This is a genomic window from Pseudomonas sp. S3_B08 (assembly GCF_054667725.1).
This window is the reverse complement of record NZ_CP162750.1, coordinates 2,394,422-2,408,724: the sequence shown is the minus strand read 5'-3', so window position 1 is coordinate 2,408,724 and position 14,303 is coordinate 2,394,422. Positions and strand designations below refer to the sequence as shown.

15 protein-coding genes are annotated in these 14,303 nt (G+C 61.5%); 6 read left to right on the top strand and 9 right to left on the bottom strand.

The features are described from left to right. Positions 1-106: 106 nt before the first annotated feature. The 4 genes from AB4N73_RS10900 to AB4N73_RS10885 form a co-directional block, all read right to left on the bottom strand. A complete protein-coding gene (locus tag AB4N73_RS10900) occupies positions 107-949 on the bottom strand; it encodes an NAD-dependent protein deacetylase (RefSeq protein WP_460143431.1) in 843 nt (280 codons plus the stop codon). A 54-nt stretch (positions 950-1,003) separates the two neighbouring features. After that, complete coding sequence (locus AB4N73_RS10895; RefSeq protein ID WP_151551510.1) at positions 1,004-2,050, bottom strand: class I SAM-dependent methyltransferase; 1,047 nt, start codon at positions 2,048-2,050, stop codon at positions 1,004-1,006. Between the two features lie 150 nt (positions 2,051-2,200). Then, the gene (locus tag AB4N73_RS10890; RefSeq protein ID WP_122508009.1) at positions 2,201-3,511 is read right to left on the bottom strand and encodes a sensor histidine kinase; all 1,311 of its coding nucleotides are present in this window, start codon (positions 3,509-3,511) and stop codon (positions 2,201-2,203) included. After that, positions 3,508-4,248: a response regulator gene (locus AB4N73_RS10885; protein ID WP_024013314.1), complete on the bottom strand. Its 741-nt coding sequence runs from the start codon at positions 4,246-4,248 to the stop codon at positions 3,508-3,510. The genes AB4N73_RS10890 and AB4N73_RS10885 overlap by 4 nt, the downstream gene beginning before the upstream one ends. A gap of 298 nt (positions 4,249-4,546) precedes the next feature. Between AB4N73_RS10885 and AB4N73_RS10880 the strand changes: the two genes are divergently transcribed. The 3 genes from AB4N73_RS10880 (at position 4,547) to AB4N73_RS10870 (ending at position 6,525) form a co-directional block, all read left to right on the top strand. Beyond that, positions 4,547-4,810 (top strand): DUF2790 domain-containing protein, encoded by a 264-nt coding sequence (locus AB4N73_RS10880; protein WP_016775158.1) that lies wholly within the window; start codon positions 4,547-4,549, stop codon positions 4,808-4,810. A 33-nt stretch (positions 4,811-4,843) separates the two neighbouring features. Further along, entirely contained in the window at positions 4,844-5,224 is a 381-nt protein-coding gene (locus tag AB4N73_RS10875) for a hypothetical protein (RefSeq protein WP_460143428.1), read from the top strand. An 89-nt stretch (positions 5,225-5,313) separates the two neighbouring features. Then, complete coding sequence (locus AB4N73_RS10870; protein ID WP_457262810.1) at positions 5,314-6,525, top strand: cytochrome c biogenesis protein DipZ; 1,212 nt, start codon at positions 5,314-5,316, stop codon at positions 6,523-6,525. 17 nt (positions 6,526-6,542) lie between these two features. Here AB4N73_RS10870 and AB4N73_RS10865 read toward each other — a convergent pair whose 3' ends face one another. Continuing rightward, positions 6,543-7,004 (bottom strand): GNAT family N-acetyltransferase, encoded by a 462-nt coding sequence (locus AB4N73_RS10865; RefSeq protein WP_457262811.1) that lies wholly within the window; start codon positions 7,002-7,004, stop codon positions 6,543-6,545. Positions 7,005-7,234: 230 nt separating this feature from the next. Between AB4N73_RS10865 and AB4N73_RS10860 the strand changes: the two genes are divergently transcribed. Then, the gene (locus tag AB4N73_RS10860) at positions 7,235-8,047 is read left to right on the top strand and encodes a class I SAM-dependent methyltransferase (protein ID WP_056789144.1); all 813 of its coding nucleotides are present in this window, start codon (positions 7,235-7,237) and stop codon (positions 8,045-8,047) included. 133 nt (positions 8,048-8,180) lie between these two features. On the opposite strand, the gene pcsA is transcribed toward AB4N73_RS10860, so the two are convergent. After that, on the bottom strand, positions 8,181-8,903 hold the full coding sequence (gene pcsA, locus AB4N73_RS10855) for a phosphatidylcholine synthase (RefSeq protein ID WP_310216641.1): 723 nt from the start codon (positions 8,901-8,903) through the stop codon (positions 8,181-8,183). 260 nt (positions 8,904-9,163) lie between these two features. On the opposite strand from pcsA, the gene AB4N73_RS10850 reads away from it, so the two are divergent. Continuing rightward, positions 9,164-9,901, top strand: coding sequence for a tellurite resistance TerB family protein (locus AB4N73_RS10850; RefSeq protein ID WP_110645571.1), 738 nt, complete (start codon positions 9,164-9,166; stop codon positions 9,899-9,901). Positions 9,902-10,034: 133 nt separating this feature from the next. Further along, entirely contained in the window at positions 10,035-12,668 is a 2,634-nt protein-coding gene (ligD, locus tag AB4N73_RS10845; RefSeq protein ID WP_252886384.1) for a DNA ligase D, read from the top strand. On the opposite strand, the gene AB4N73_RS10840 is transcribed toward ligD, so the two are convergent. The 3 genes from AB4N73_RS10840 to sodC form a co-directional block, all read right to left on the bottom strand. Next, positions 12,669-13,070 carry a hypothetical protein gene (locus AB4N73_RS10840; RefSeq protein ID WP_038861845.1) on the bottom strand — a complete coding sequence of 134 codons (402 nt, stop codon included), beginning with the start codon at positions 13,068-13,070 and terminating at the stop codon, positions 12,669-12,671. Between the two features lie 80 nt (positions 13,071-13,150). Further along, positions 13,151-13,465, bottom strand: a complete 315-nt coding sequence (locus tag AB4N73_RS10835; RefSeq protein ID WP_016775151.1) for a DUF2388 domain-containing protein — start codon at positions 13,463-13,465, stop codon at positions 13,151-13,153. 125 nt (positions 13,466-13,590) lie between these two features. Beyond that, the gene (sodC, locus tag AB4N73_RS10830) at positions 13,591-14,112 is read right to left on the bottom strand and encodes a superoxide dismutase family protein (RefSeq protein ID WP_056789153.1); all 522 of its coding nucleotides are present in this window, start codon (positions 14,110-14,112) and stop codon (positions 13,591-13,593) included. Positions 14,113-14,303: the final 191 nt, after the last annotated feature.

The following is a 14,303-nucleotide window of genomic DNA, read 5'->3' as shown; positions in this document are numbered from 1 at the left end:
TTTCAGGTCGACGAATCCCGTACAAACACCTCGGTCAGTCCCCTCTCCCCTCGGGAGAGGGCTAGGGTGAGGGGCCGATTTCAAGCCGAACCCATTACTCAAAATCTCACCGCCTCAGCTCCTCCACCAACCACGGCAAAAGCTCCTCACACGAGCCTTCAATCTTCAAATCCAGCAAATCATCCGCCCGGGTCTTGCCCAGATTGATCGCCATCAACGGCTTGCCACGCTCGGCAATCACCCGACACAAGCGAAACGCCGAATACGCCATCAACGACGATCCCACCACCAGCAACCCCGCCGCATTCTCGGCAGCGGCCAAGGCCCGCGCGGCCGTCGGTTGCGCCATGTTCTCGCCGAAAAACACCACATCCGGTTTCATCCGCTCACCCGCGCAATGCGGGCACTGCGGTACCTGAAAGCGCGCTTCAAATGCCGGGTCGAGCAAGGTATCGCCATCCGGCGCCTGCACCGCATCAACACCACTCAGGTAGGGATTCTGTGCCTCCATCTGCTGCTGGATCGCATCGCGCTCGCTGCGTTGCCCGCAATCCAGGCAAAGCACCCGATGCAGACTGCCATGCAGCTCGATCACATCCTGGCTGCCGGCCTGATCGTGCAAGGTATCGACATTCTGCGTGATCAAATCGCTGATCCGGCCGCGCTGCTGCAACGTCGCCAGCGCCTCATGCGCCGCATTCGGTCGGGCCTTTCGCACGCGCGGCCAGCCGAGCATCGCTCGCGCCCAATAACGCCGGCGTGATTCCGGGGCGGCGAGAAACTCCTGATACATCATCGGCTGCCGCCCACGACGCACGCCGTCGCTGTCGCGATAGTCCGGAATGCCCGAAGGCGTGCTGATGCCGGCGCCGGTCAATATCAGGAATTTATCGTCGACCATGGCCTGCAGCAGCGTATCGAGATGTTCGCGGATCGGGCTATCGAGCATGCTCAGCACTCCAGAATGGGCAGTGCCCGCAGGTTAGCATGCGATCCGCACGGGTTACTTGCGCGCCTCCAGAATCAGATTGAACGGCGTTTGCGTGGCGCGGCGGAACTGCTTGAACCCAGCCTCGACAAAGACTTTGCGCAGGCGCATTTCCCCAGCCTGCGCACCGAGCCCGAGGCCGACTTCCTGGGACAGCGAATTGGGCGTGCAGATAAACGTCGAGGCGGCGTAGAACAGGCGCCCGACCGCGTTGAGATTGTCGTCCAGTTTGTCGTTGGCGAACGGTTCGACCAGCAACACCGTGCCATCATCTTTCAGCGACTCATAAGCGTGGCGAGCGGCGCCGACCGGGTCGCCCATGTCGTGCAGGCAGTCGAAAAAGCAGATCAGGTCGTAGTCGCCGCCGGGATAGTTTTTCGCCGTGCCCTCGAAAAATCCGGCGCGATTGCCCACGCCACCTTCTTCGGCGCGTTGCGTGGCGACGGTGACTGACGGCGCATGGAAGTCGAAGCCGACAAACTGCGATTTCGGAAACGCCTGGGCCATGATCACCGTCGAGGCGCCGTGGCCGCAGCCGATGTCGGCAACTTTGGCGCCGCGTTCCAGCTTCGCCACCACGCCGTCCAGGGCCGGAAGCCATTCGGCAATCAGGTGACCTTTGTAGCCGGGGCGGAAGAAACGTTCGGTGCCGCTGAACATGCACGGATGGTGATCGCCCCACGACAAGGCGCCATTGCCGCGCATGGCCTTGACCAGTTTGTCCTTGTCATGGAAAAACGACGCCACCACGCCGAGACCGCCAGCGACGTACACCGGCGAATCCTCCACGGCCAGCGCCAGTGCCTGTTCTTCAGGCAAGCGAAATTGACCGTCAAGGTGTTCCATATAGCCCGATGCGGCATGGGCGCTGAGCCATTCGCGCACCAGGCGCGGATTGCAGGTGGTTTTGGCTGCGAGGGCTTCGGGGCTGATCGGTTGGCTGTCGGCCATTGCCCGATACAGACCGAGTTCTTCGCCGACAATGACATTGGCCAGCATCGCCGCGCCGCCCATGTCGTTGACCAGTTTGCCCATGAATTCGTTGAGCTTCGCCTCATTCATCACGTGTGCTCCTGAAACAGGATCACCGTCCGGCGGCGTTGAATGTCGAGGCAGGCGCCACCGGGCGGTGGTCACGGATTGGGGCAGGGCACAGCAGACGTCCTGCGGCCCCCTCGACTGGGTAATGAATGAGTCTAGTCGGTGTTTTTCTCAGCGTGGCAGCGGCAACTTCAGTTCAGCGCACAACCCGCCACCTTCACGATTGCTCAACATAAGCGAGCCACCCAGCGCCAACGCCAATTGCTGGGCGATCGCCAGTCCGAGGCCGGTGCCGCCGGTATCGCGATTGCGCGAGTTTTCCACGCGGTAGAACGGTTCCAGCACCTGCGCCAGTTCGGCCTCGGCGATGCCCGGGCCGCGATCGAGGACTTTCACCGACAGGCTGTTGCCCTGCGCTTCGACCTGCAATTGCGCGGCGCCGGCGAATTTCAGGGCGTTGTCGGTCAGGTTCACCAGCACCCGGCGCAGGGCCTGCGGACGGGTTTCGATTACCGCTTTGCTTTTGCCGCCGAGCTGTACGTCCTTGCCCATGTCCTGGTAGTCGAAGACCAGGCTGTCGAGGAACGAGTCAAGATCGGTACGCCGGCTCTCCTCGGTGGCGCCGTGCACGCTGCGGGCGTAGGCCACGCCTTCGCGCACCAGATGTTCGATTTCGCCCAGATCGCTGCTCAGTTTGTCTTTCTCGACCGAGTCGTCCATGAATTCTGCGCGCAGTTTCATCCGGGTGATCGGCGTTTGCAGGTCGTGGGAAATCGCCGCGAGCAGTTGCATGCGTTCTTTCAGGTAGGCGGCGATGCGGGTCTGCATGGCGTTGAACGCCCGTGCCGCGTGGACCACTTCGGTCGGCCCGTGCTCGTCGAGCTTGATCGGGTGAGCGTTGGGGTCGAGGGTTTCCACGGCGTTGGCGAGGCGGGTGAGGGGACGGATGGCGATGCGCACGGCGAGCCAGGTGCAGAGGATCAACAATGCCAGTTGGCCGAGCAGCACCACCGGCAACCACGGCGACAACGGCACCATCGCCGGGCGGATATCGATGGTCACCGGGCTGCCGTCGCTCAGGCGCAGGTGGCCCTGGAAGTGTTGTCTCGGACCACCGGGAACTTCGGTAAACACGATTGGATAAGTGTCGCCGATGGCCGCCGTAATTGAGGCAATCGCGACGGACTTTTCAGCCGATGTCACCGGCATGCCCGGTTCGCCCTCATTGAGCAGGTAGCCGTAGTTGCGCCGGGCCAATCGCGGCAGCCAGGCCTCGCGTTCGGCGGCGGGCAGGCGATCGAGGATCGCCATCGACGTCGAGACGTCGGTTTCGAGGTTGCCGAGCATGGTGCTTTTCGCGCTCTGGTAACGCTCGTAATACTGCGCGCCGAACGACAGACCCTGCGCCAGAATCAGCCCGATCAGAAAGATCAGCGACAGGCGCGAGGCGAGGGTGCGCGGCCATTGCAGCTTGAGTTTCATGCCGACGCCCCGAGCAGTTCGACCGGCAGCGAAAACACATAACCTTCACTGCGCACGGTCTTGATATAGGCCGGCTCGCGAGCATCGTCCAGCAGGCGTTGACGCAGGCGACTGACCAGCAGATCGATGGAGCGGTCGAACAGATCGGCCTCGCGGCCCTGGGTCAGGTTGAGCAGTTGATCGCGGCTGAGCACCCGTTGCGGATGGTCGAGGAACACCCGCAGCAGGCGGTATTCGGCGCCGCTGAGGGCAACCATGGTGCCGTCGCTGTCGAGCAGGTGCCGGGCCGAGGTGTCCAGCTGCCAACGACCGAACGCCAGCAGGCGTCCGGCTTCGGTGACCACCAGATTCGGCGGCAACATGCGTGTGCGGCGCAATACTGCGTTGATCCGCGCCAGCAGCTCGCGGGCGGCGAAAGGTTTGCTCAGGTAATCGTCGGCGCCCATTTCCAGACCGATGATGCGGTCGGTCTCATCGTTGCGCGCGGTGAGCATTAGCACCGGCGTCGCCTTGTGTTTGCCCACGCGCAATTCGCGGCACAGCTGCAGGCCATCGTCGCCGGGCATCATGATGTCGAGCACGATCAGGTCGACGGTGTTGGCATCAAGGAAGCTGCGCATCTGCCGGCCATCGGCGACCACTGTTGTGCGCAGGCCGTTCTTCTTCAGGTAGTTGCCTACCAGTTCACGGATCTCGCGGTCGTCGTCGACGATGAGAATGTGATCGACATGTTCCATCGGTTCAAGCCTCTGTCAAAGGGGGGAATGCCGTGCAGTCTATAGCGCCGTAGACCGCACGCCTGCCTGCCTTTGTATTGCAGTGTATCTGCCGCAGCGGCGGATACACACCGACGCAAAATCACGATTTTTTCGGGGTTTTGTATCGCTCTGTATCTACACGCTGCAGGGATACACAACGAGTGATTCTCGTCCTTTCCTGACACAGACGCGATACCTCGAAGGCCTCAAATAGGCTCCATCGAGGCACACACAGACCGCCTCGGCTCAAACCCACTGAAGCCTTGAGGACTACACCATGAACAACAAATCCGTATTCGCCGCCTGCCTGTTCGCCGCTCTGAACATCTGCACCCTGTCGGCCCACGCCGAAGCTGACGTCAGCCGGCAAACCTACACCTACGGCACCCATCTGGATATCCAGAAAGTGCTGTCGATGACCGAAGACACCTCGGTGACCTGCGGCATCACCGAGGCGCGCATGACCTACCTCGATTCCGCCGGCAAAACCCGCGAGTTGGATTACAGCAAATTCGCTGACGGCTGCAACAACCAGAACTGAGTCATCCCTACTTTTTCTGCAAGGAGTTTTGCCATGAACAACGTCTCGCGCTTTCTGACCGCAGCAGCCTTCGCCTTCACCGGTGCCGCCGCCCACGCCAACAGTGCTGTGGAGCAGAGCAGTTGCGCCAGCAGCACCTGCTTCCAGCTGACCACCGTGGCGAAGGAGGGCAGCGATGCCTTGATCGCCGCTGACGGCTCCAGCCGCACACCGCAGGGGCAGATGGTTGCCGCTGACGGATCGAGCCGCACACCGCAGGGCCAGATGGTTGCTGCTGACGGATCGAGCCGCACACCGCAGGGCCAGACGGTTGCCGCTGATGGTTCCAGCCGCACACCGCAAGGCCAACTGGTCGCGGAAAACGGTGCCAGTCGCACGCCTCAAGGGCAGCTGCTGGACGGCCAGACCGCATGAGCCACGGCGTAGATAAAGCAGGCTAGCGAGGGACGTTTCCCTCGCTGCCCGGTTGCGTGCCCAGCCCCCACATTCAAGGTGACCCCGTTATGTACCTCATCGCATTTCTCGGCGGTCTGCTGACCGTCCTCAGTCCGTGCATCCTGCCGGTGGTGCCGTTTCTGTTCGCTGGCGCCAACCGTACCCGTTCCTCGATCTTGCTGACCCTCGCCGGCATGGCGCTGACCTTTGCGCTGATCTCAAGCCTCGCGGTGGTCAGCAGCGAGTGGGTGATTCAGGCCAGCAACACCGGCCGCCACGTTGCCTTGTTGGTCATGGCGCTGTTCGCCCTGTCGCTGATCTCGGCCCGCGTCGGTGACTGGCTGACCAGGCCCTTCGTCGCCCTGGGCAATCGTCTCGATCAGGACACCCGTAAAAGAGCCGGACCGATGGGTTCGATCATGCTCGGCGTCGCCACCGGCCTGTTGTGGGCGCCCTGTGCCGGGCCGATCCTTGGGGTGATTCTGACCGGCGCAATGTTGCAAGGCGCCAATGCCCAGACCAGCCTGTTGCTGCTGGCTTACGGCGTCGGCAGTGCCTTGTCGCTGGGCACGTTGATCTTCGCCGGGCGCGGTCTGGTCAATCGGCTGAAACCGTCGATCCCGTTCAGCGGCTGGTTGCGCCGTGGTGCCGGGGTTGCGGTGCTTGCTACAGTCGCGGTGATTTCCACGGGCGCCGATAAGACTTTGCTTGCCAACACCTCTTCCGAAGGCGTGGCCAGCTTCGAGAAAAACGTCCTGGAAAACGTGCCGAAAGTGGTCGACTACTTCGTCAGCAAGGTCCGCGCCGATTCGATGATGGACCAGGCCCGGGGCTCAATGCCGTCGCTGTCGGGCGCTGTGCAATGGCTCAATTCACCAGAGCTCAGTGCCGAATCCCTGCGCGGCAAAGTGGTGCTGGTGGACTTCTGGACCTACGACTGCATCAACTGCCAGCACACCCTGCCGTACGTCAAAGACTGGGCGAAGAAATACGAGAAGGACGGCCTGGTGGTGATCGGCGTGCACACACCCGAGTATGGCTACGAGCGCATCATCAACAACGTCAAGGATCAGGTGAAAAAACTCGGCATCACCTACCCGGTCGCCATCGACAACGACTACGCGATCTGGCGCAACTTCGACAATCAATACTGGCCGGCGCATTACCTGATCGACGCCAAGGGCCAGATGCGTTACAGCCACTTCGGTGAAGGTCGCTATGCCGAGCAGGAGCAGATGATCAAGCAGTTGCTGGAAGAGGCGAAAGCTCCGGCAGCCTGATCAAAAAAACCAATGGCTCACAGGTCGCGGACCATGAGCCATTGTTGTTTTTCCCACGCCTGAAAACCCTCCAATAGCTGCCAGCCGCGTTTACCGTAGTAGTCGTGTTTGTCTTGCGTGTGCAAGTACAAGCGCGACACCCCACGCTGCTTTGCTGCCTCGCAAATCCCTTCAATCAGCTGCTCCGCCAAGCCTCGCCCGCGCGCCTCGGGGTCAACGAATACGCAGGCGAGCCATGGGCCGAGATCGGCGCGATCAGCCAAGTCGTTGCGGGCCAGTGCGGCACCACCCAGCAGGTGTTCACCGTCCATGGCAATCAGGCACGACCATTCGCCATTGCTTTGGCCCTCGGCAAATTCGCGCTGCCATTGAGCCAGGGGCTGGTCGGCGTATTCGTAGTGGAATTGTTGGTGAATCCACGCCGCGTAGCGATCGCTGTGTTGCATGTGCGCGGCGAGCCAGTCGAGGTGCAGTGACATCGGTCGAGTCCTTTGCGTGGGCGAGCCCGCATCAGAAACCAATCTCGCAACGCTGACAATGCGCAAGGTGTATCAGGCGCTTGACAGATTTGCGCCGCTCATCGGCAAAGTGCCGGGTTTATGGGGCTGGCGGACGATTGACAGGGACGCCGTGCAGCCTCGGCGCGATAGTGACCAAGCACAGTCTGCGCCGCCGACTGTGCATTCTCTCTGCCACGGAGCTCGCTGTCATGAGTACCCCGCTTGATCTCACTGCCCTGAAGGAACGTCAGAAAGTCGCTTGGGCCAGTGGCGACTACGCCGTGATCGGCACCACCTTGCAAATCGTTGGGGAAAACCTCGCCGAGGCTTGCGATCTGCGCTGTGATGAACAGGTGTTGGATGTCGCTGCCGGCAACGGCAATGCAACCCTGGCAGCGGCGCGGCGCGGTTGTGTGGTGACCTCGACCGATTACGTCGCGGCACTGCTGGAGCGTGGTCAGGATCGCGCCCGGGCCGAACATCTGGAGGTGATTTTTCAGGTGGCCGATGCCGAGGCTTTGCCTTTTCCCGATGAAAGCTACGACGCCGTGTTGTCGACGTTCGGCGTGATGTTCGCGCCTGACCAGGTCACCGCCGCTGCTGAACTGGGGCGGGTCTGTCGTCGCGGCGGACGGATCGGTATGGCGAACTGGACGCCGGAGGGCTTCGTCGGCCAGATGTTCAAGACTCTCGGCCAGCATCTGCCACCGCCAGCGGTTGCTCAGCCGCCATCGAACTGGGGCTCGGATGCGTGGCTGCACAAGCATTTCGATGACCGCGATTTTGTCGTGCGCGTGACCCGCAGCCACTTCAATTTCCGCTACCGCTCGGCGGCGCATTTCATTGACATTTTTCGGCACTGGTATGGGCCGGTGCACAAGGCTTTTGCGGTGTTGCCGGCGGAGGCCGGGCAGGCGCTGGAGGATGATCTGACCGAGTTGCTCAATCGCTCGAATCGGGCGGGGGAGGCGTCGCTGGTGGTGCCGAGTGAGTATCTGGAGGTGGTGATTACCAAGCGGTAGTCCCCATCGGATCTCCTGATCGATGAAGATCTCTGTGGGAGCGAGCCTGCTCGCGAAAGCGGTGTGCCAGCCAACCTTGATGTTGATGGAACGACCGCATTCGCGAGCAGGCTCGCTCCCACAGGGAATGTGCTTATTTCAAATGGCCGCGATCAAACCACTCCAGCGCCGTGCGCCAGATGCAGATCCCCAGGAAATAAGCCGACATCAGCAACCACAAGCCCATCACCAGCGGGTTGATCACCGGGTGATTGAGCACCAGCGACAGGCTGCACAACAGCCAGATCGCCGTCACCGCAATATTGATTGGCATGAAACGCCGCACGCGAAACGGGTGCAGGAACTTCATCCGCGTCACCGTCAGCAGCGCCAGCCCGATCACGGTGAGAAGGGTAATCCACGGCCCCGGGCCAATGATGTACAGGCACAGCGCTACCACGTTCCAGGCCGCCGGGAAGCCGACAAAATAGTTGTCCTTGCTCTTCATGTTGACGTTGCAGAAGCAGAACAGCGACGACACCAGAATCACCGACACCGTCAGCAACAGGGTGTAATCGGGCAGGGGAATGTAGCGGTAGATAAACAGTGCCGGGATGAATACATAAGTCAGGTAATCGATGACCAGATCGAGGATCGAACCGTCGAAACTCGGCAGCACCGATTGCACATTGACCTTGCGCGCCAGTGCGCCGTCCAGGCCGTCGACGATCAGCGCAACGCCCAGCCACATCAGGCAATGGATCGGCTGGTTTTCCAGCAGGGCGAGTGTGGCGAGGAAGGCGGTGACCACGCCGGTCGCGGTAAAACCATGGGCGCCCCATGCTTTCAGCCTGGCGATGTGTACGGTTGATATCACGGGGGCGTTCTCCAGAAAGTGAAGCAAGCCGGTTATCGCCCATCATCAGAAAGGGCGTCGGCAAACCGGGTCGGGTTGCAGCTATCGACCGGTTTAGCCGGGATAAGGTTCACCACCCCTGAATCTTAGCTGGCTGGCGAAAATTTTCTCGCATGGCGATTCAACGGTGATCGGGCGTCAGCCCAACGGTGCTGGCGCTATGGCTGCGTCGGTCTATCGTTGCCTGACGCGATCGGGCCGTGGCCTCGGAGGATAACGTCATGAACACCAGCGATTTGCTTGAACAACTGCTCCGAGGCCAGGCCTCGGCGGGACAACAACGCGGAGCTTCGGCCGGTGACGGCCTGGGCGGTTTACTTGGTGGCCTGTTGGGCGGCGGCAGTCAGTCCGGAACGGGTGGCGCGGCTGCTTCGGGTGGCCTCGGCGGCCTGGGAGGGTTACTCGGCGGCTTGCTCGGCGGTGGTGGCTTGGGAAGCGCCCTCGGTGGCGGTAGCAGAAGCCGTTCTGGCGGGACCAATTACGCCGCACTCGCTTCGCTGGGCATGATGGCCTACCAGGCGTACCAAGCCTGGCAACGCAGCCAGGCCAGCAAGGCGCCGCAAGATCTGCCACAAACCGCCGACCTGCTCGCCGGCCCGCAAATCGAAACCCACAGCCACGCGGTGCTGCGCGCCCTGATCGCCGCCGCCAAGGCTGACGGACGCATCGACGACGCAGAAAAGCATCTCATCAGCAGCGAAATCGGCAAACACACCGCCGACCCGCAGTTGCAACAATGGCTCGACGCCGAAGTCGCCAAACCGCTGGATCCCCGGGAAGTGGCGCAATCCGCTGACGGCGACCCGGCCGTAGCCGCCGAAATGTACCTGGCCAGCGTCATGCTGGTAGACGATCAACAGGACGCCGAACGCAGCTATCTCGATGAGCTGGCCGCAGCCTTACAGATCGATCCGGATCTGCAGGTGCATCTGGAACAGCAGGCGAAAGGGCAAGCCTGACCCGCTGTAAAAATCCCTGACACTCCCAGCCCCGGCCGCTCCATCCGTCCGGGGCTTTTTTTACCTCGATTGAATTTTTCCGCCGCCGAGTTGCTCTTCTGCATAACAGAACCCGTCTGCCATCGGTGTGCTCATGAACAGGAACCTCGACGATTACAACCGCATGCGTGATTTTTCCGCGACGTCGGAGCCGGCCGCAGTCAAGCGCTCGGGCCGTAAGTCGGCCAAGGATCATGCCTTGCAGTTCTGCATCCAGAAGCACGACGCTTCGCACCTGCATTACGACTTTCGCCTCGAGCTCGACGGCGCCCTGAAGAGCTGGGCGGTGCCGAAGGGGCCGTCGCTGGACCCGTCGGTCAAGCGTCTGGCGATTCATGTCGAGGATCATCCGCTCGATTACGCGACGTTCGAAGGCAGCATTCCCGAGGGGCATTACGGCGCCGGTGATGTGATTGTCTGGGATCGCGGCGTGTGGATTCCGCTGGAGGATCCGCACAAGGCCTATGCCAAGGGCCGACTGAAGTTCGAGCTGCAGGGCGAGAAGCTCGGCGGCGTGTGGAATCTGGTGCGCACGCACATGCCGGGCAAGAAAGAACAATGGTTCCTGATCAAGCATCAGGACAACGCCGCGCGCCCGCAGGATGATTTCGACGTCCTGGTCGCCGAGCCCGACAGCGTGCTCAGCGAGCGCACGATTGTCGGCAAATCGGCGGCTGCTGCCGATAAAGCCAAACCGGTGAAAAAGGCCCCGGCCAAGCCGCGCAAGCAGGCGTCCGGGCAGCTTACCGGCGCGCGCAAGGCCAAGCTCCCAGCGCTGATCAAGCCGGAACTGGCGACGCTGGTCGACAGCGCGCCCGAAGGGCAGTGGAGCTACGAGATCAAGTTTGACGGCTACCGGATCATGGCGCGGATCGATCACGATGAGGTGCAGCTGTTCACCCGCAACGGCCATGACTGGACGCACAAACTGCCGCAGCAGGCCAAAGCGCTGGCGGCGCTGGGTCTGGAATCGGCCTGGCTCGATGGCGAAATGGTCGTGGCCAACGAGCAAGGCGTGCCGGATTTTCAGGCGCTGCAGAATGCCTTCGATGCCGGGCGCAGCGGCAATATTGTTTATTACCTGTTCGACGTGCCGTATCTCAATGGCGTCGACCTGCGCGACGTGCCGGTGGAAGAACGCCGCGCCGCGCTGAGCACCATCCTCGGCGCGCAGAAAGAATCGTCAACGCTGCGCTTCTCCGAAGCCTTCGAAGAAACCCCCGATGCGCTGCTCAACAGCGCCTGCCAGATGCAGATGGAAGGACTGATCGGCAAGCGGCTCGGCTCGCCTTATGTGTCGCGGCGCAGCGGTGACTGGATCAAGCTCAAGTGCAAGCATCGCCAGGAATTCGTCATCGTCGGCTACACCGATCCGAAAGGTGCGCGCAGTGCTTTCGGCGCGTTGCTGCTCGGCCTGCACGACGCTGACAGTGGCGAGTTGCGCTACGCCGGCAAGGTCGGCACCGGGTTCAACGAAACCACATTGAAAAGCATCCTCGCCCAACTCAAGCCGTTGCAGACCAAAACCTCCGCAGTGGTCAATCCGCCCAGCGGTTTCGAGGCCAAAGGCGTGCACTGGCTCAAACCCAAACTGCTGGCCGAAGTGGCATTCGCCGAGATGACCAAGGACGGCTCGGTGCGCCACGCCGTGTTCCATGGTTTGCGCGATGACAAACCGGCCAAGGACATTACCGAAGAGCGAGCGAAGCCTGTGAAAGCTGCCAAGCCCGAAAAAACCGAAAAAACCGAAAAGACCGAAAAGACCAAAACCGCCGAAAAGCAGCCGGCAAAGAAAACCGCCGCCAGCAAAAAAGCCGAAACCGCGCCTTCGCAAGCAGGTCTGGCCGGCGGCAAGGTACGCATCACTCACCCCGATCGAGTGATCGATGCGGTCAGCGGCACGACCAAGATGCAACTGGCGCAGTATTACGCCAGCGTTGCCGAACACATCCTGCCGCAACTCAAGGATCGTCCCGTGGCCTTAGTGCGTGCACCGGACGGCATCGCCGGCGAACTGTTCTTCCAGAAGAACGCCGATCGCCTGGCCATTCCCGGCATCACCGCCCTGGACAAGGACGTCACCGGCCAGCCAGTGATGATGATCAACAATCCCGAAGCGCTGGTCGGCGCGGTGCAGATGAGCACCGTCGAACTGCACACTTGGAACGCGACGAAGGTAGATCTGGACAAGCCCGATCGCTTCGTCCTCGACCTCGACCCGGATCCTGCGTTGCCATGGAAAAGCATGGTTGAAGCCACCGCGCTGACCCTCACTGTGCTCGATGAGCTGGGCCTCAAAGCCTTCCTGAAAACCAGCGGCGGCAAAGGCATTCACCTGGTGGTGCCATTGACGCGCAAGCATGGCTGGGACGAAGTGAAGGACTTCAGCCACGCCATCGTCAGCCACATGGCCAAGTTGCTGCCGGACCGGATTTCAGCGGTGTCCGGGCCGAAAAACCGTGTCGGGCGGATCTTCATCGATTACCTGCGCAACGGCCTCGGTGCCACCACCATTTGCGCCTACGCCGCACGGGCGCGGGAAGGCATGCCGGTGTCGGTGCCGCTGTACCGAGAGGAAGTCGCTGAAATCAAGGGCGGTAATCACTGGAACATCTACAACGTTCACGAGCGTCTGACCGAAGTCGGCGATGAGCCTTGGGCGGACATGAAGAAAACCCGTCAGACCATCACCGCCGAGATGCGCAAGCGCGTCGGCATGAAAAAGTGATCAGGTGTCGCGCAGCAAGTCGTGGGCGTTGAGCAGTTCGAAGGCGATTTGCGGGTGGTTTTCCAGGCCCTTGCGAATCGCCGCCGGGATTGCCGCGCGAGTCTTGCGACACAGGCCTGGCAGCTCGTCGATCTGAATGGCGATGCCGCGCATGGTGCGCACTTCATTGAAACCGGGGGCGACGTCGACACGGATGCCGAGTTGCTCGTACATGCGCTGTTGCAGGCGTTTGAGGTCGTCGAGGTCTTTGAGTTGTTCCAGGCGCGCCAGAAGAATTTTTTCCTCAGCGCGGGTCAAGCGCAGGATGCGCAGATCGGCGCCGGGCGTTTCCAGCAACGGATCGCGCCCGCAGATGCAGGCGCCGGGAGGGCAGGGTGAGCGCAAGGGCACGGTCGTCGTCATGGCCTCCATCATAGAGGCCGTCGGACATGTTTGCCTATGTGCACTCAGCGGCCGTCCATCGGCCGCTGCTTCCCTCGTGACTACTGCTGCACGCCTTCGTATTGCACCAGAATGGCGTTGGCCAGGTCTTCATCACTGGCGTTCAAGCCAGGGTTGGCCTGGCGCACCTGTTGCAGTACCGACTCAAGATAAACCCCACGAATGGCCCCGCCGCTTGCAACGAACGCAGACACGTCGTCACGGGCCGGAATCACCATTTTGTCGTCCTTGAAGGTCGAGTACAGCGACGCGGAGACACCTGCCGAGGTGGCGACGTCACCCGCGTCAACGCGGGCCAGCGCCGAACCGACCGGCAGGCAAAGCATTAAAGAAGAAATCAGGACTAACTTGCGCATGACGTGTTCCTCCACAAGCGCTAAGCAAAAAGGGAAGGGACTACATAACGTCAGAGGTGAACGGCGCGCGGGAGTTCCGTGAGCGGTGAAAAGCCGTGAGTCAGAGTTTTCACCGCTCAGTCGGTTCAGATCACCCCACAGGCCATGCGATCGCCGCCACCGCCCAGTGGCTTGGGCATGTCGGAATGGTTATCGCCGCCGGCGTGAATCATCAGGGCGTGGCCCTTGATCTCGGAAATCTTCTTAAGGCGCGGTGCCAGCACCGGATAGTTGGCGACCCCGTCAGCCGTCACATACACCGCTGGCAGATCACCCAGGTGCCCGTCGGCGTAAGGGCCAAGGTGCTTGCCGGTTTTCGCCGGATCGAAGTGTCCGCCAGCGGCCAGTGCTGCGCCTTTGACGCCATCCTTCATGCCCGCTTCGCAGCTGCCGTTTTCATGGACATGGAAACCGTGAATGCCGGCCGGCAATGATTTCAGCTCGGGTGTGAACAGCAGGCCGTACGGCGTTTCGCTGACAGTGACAGAGCCGATCGCCTGCGGCGCACCGTCGGCGCTGACCAGATTGATTGCGACTTTCTCCGTTGCTGCCTGTGCGGTGCCGATTGCCAACGTGCCGAGCAGACCAAACCACAGTGCGCGTTTCATAAGCGTTTCCTTCAGCTGCATGAATGTTCGTAGCCATGGATTGATAGCCTGCCGGGGTTAACCAGCGATGAAGGCGTTATCCATCGGCGCTGCAAGGTGTGACCGGGTTCACGCTTGAAAAGTTTTGCCGGATTCAAGTCGCCCCTGACATCAGCCGATACGCTCTGTGTCGGCAGTTCCCTGCACATAGG

Bases quoted from the DNA above. Each gene is read 5' to 3' on its own strand.
- AB4N73_RS10900 (WP_460143431.1), bottom strand. From the start codon at position 949: ATGCTCGATAGCCCGATCCGCGAACATCTCGATACGCTGCTGCAGGCC.
- AB4N73_RS10895 (WP_151551510.1), bottom strand. From the start codon at position 2,050: ATGAATGAGGCGAAGCTCAACGAATTCATGGGCAAACTGGTCAACGAC.
- AB4N73_RS10890 (WP_122508009.1), bottom strand. From the start codon at position 3,511: ATGAAACTCAAGCTGCAATGGCCGCGCACCCTCGCCTCGCGCCTGTCG.
- AB4N73_RS10885 (WP_024013314.1), bottom strand. From the start codon at position 4,248: ATGGAACATGTCGATCACATTCTCATCGTCGACGACGACCGCGAGATC.
- AB4N73_RS10880 (WP_016775158.1), top strand. From the start codon at position 4,547: ATGAACAACAAATCCGTATTCGCCGCCTGCCTGTTCGCCGCTCTGAAC.
- AB4N73_RS10875 (WP_460143428.1), top strand. From the start codon at position 4,844: ATGAACAACGTCTCGCGCTTTCTGACCGCAGCAGCCTTCGCCTTCACC.
- AB4N73_RS10870 (WP_457262810.1), top strand. From the start codon at position 5,314: ATGTACCTCATCGCATTTCTCGGCGGTCTGCTGACCGTCCTCAGTCCG.
- AB4N73_RS10865 (WP_457262811.1), bottom strand. From the start codon at position 7,004: ATGTCACTGCACCTCGACTGGCTCGCCGCGCACATGCAACACAGCGAT.
- AB4N73_RS10860 (WP_056789144.1), top strand. From the start codon at position 7,235: ATGAGTACCCCGCTTGATCTCACTGCCCTGAAGGAACGTCAGAAAGTC.
- AB4N73_RS10850 (WP_110645571.1), top strand. From the start codon at position 9,164: ATGAACACCAGCGATTTGCTTGAACAACTGCTCCGAGGCCAGGCCTCG.
- ligD (WP_252886384.1), top strand. From the start codon at position 10,035: ATGAACAGGAACCTCGACGATTACAACCGCATGCGTGATTTTTCCGCG.
- AB4N73_RS10840 (WP_038861845.1), bottom strand. From the start codon at position 13,070: ATGACGACGACCGTGCCCTTGCGCTCACCCTGCCCTCCCGGCGCCTGC.
- AB4N73_RS10835 (WP_016775151.1), bottom strand. From the start codon at position 13,465: ATGCGCAAGTTAGTCCTGATTTCTTCTTTAATGCTTTGCCTGCCGGTC.
- sodC (WP_056789153.1), bottom strand. From the start codon at position 14,112: ATGAAACGCGCACTGTGGTTTGGTCTGCTCGGCACGTTGGCAATCGGC.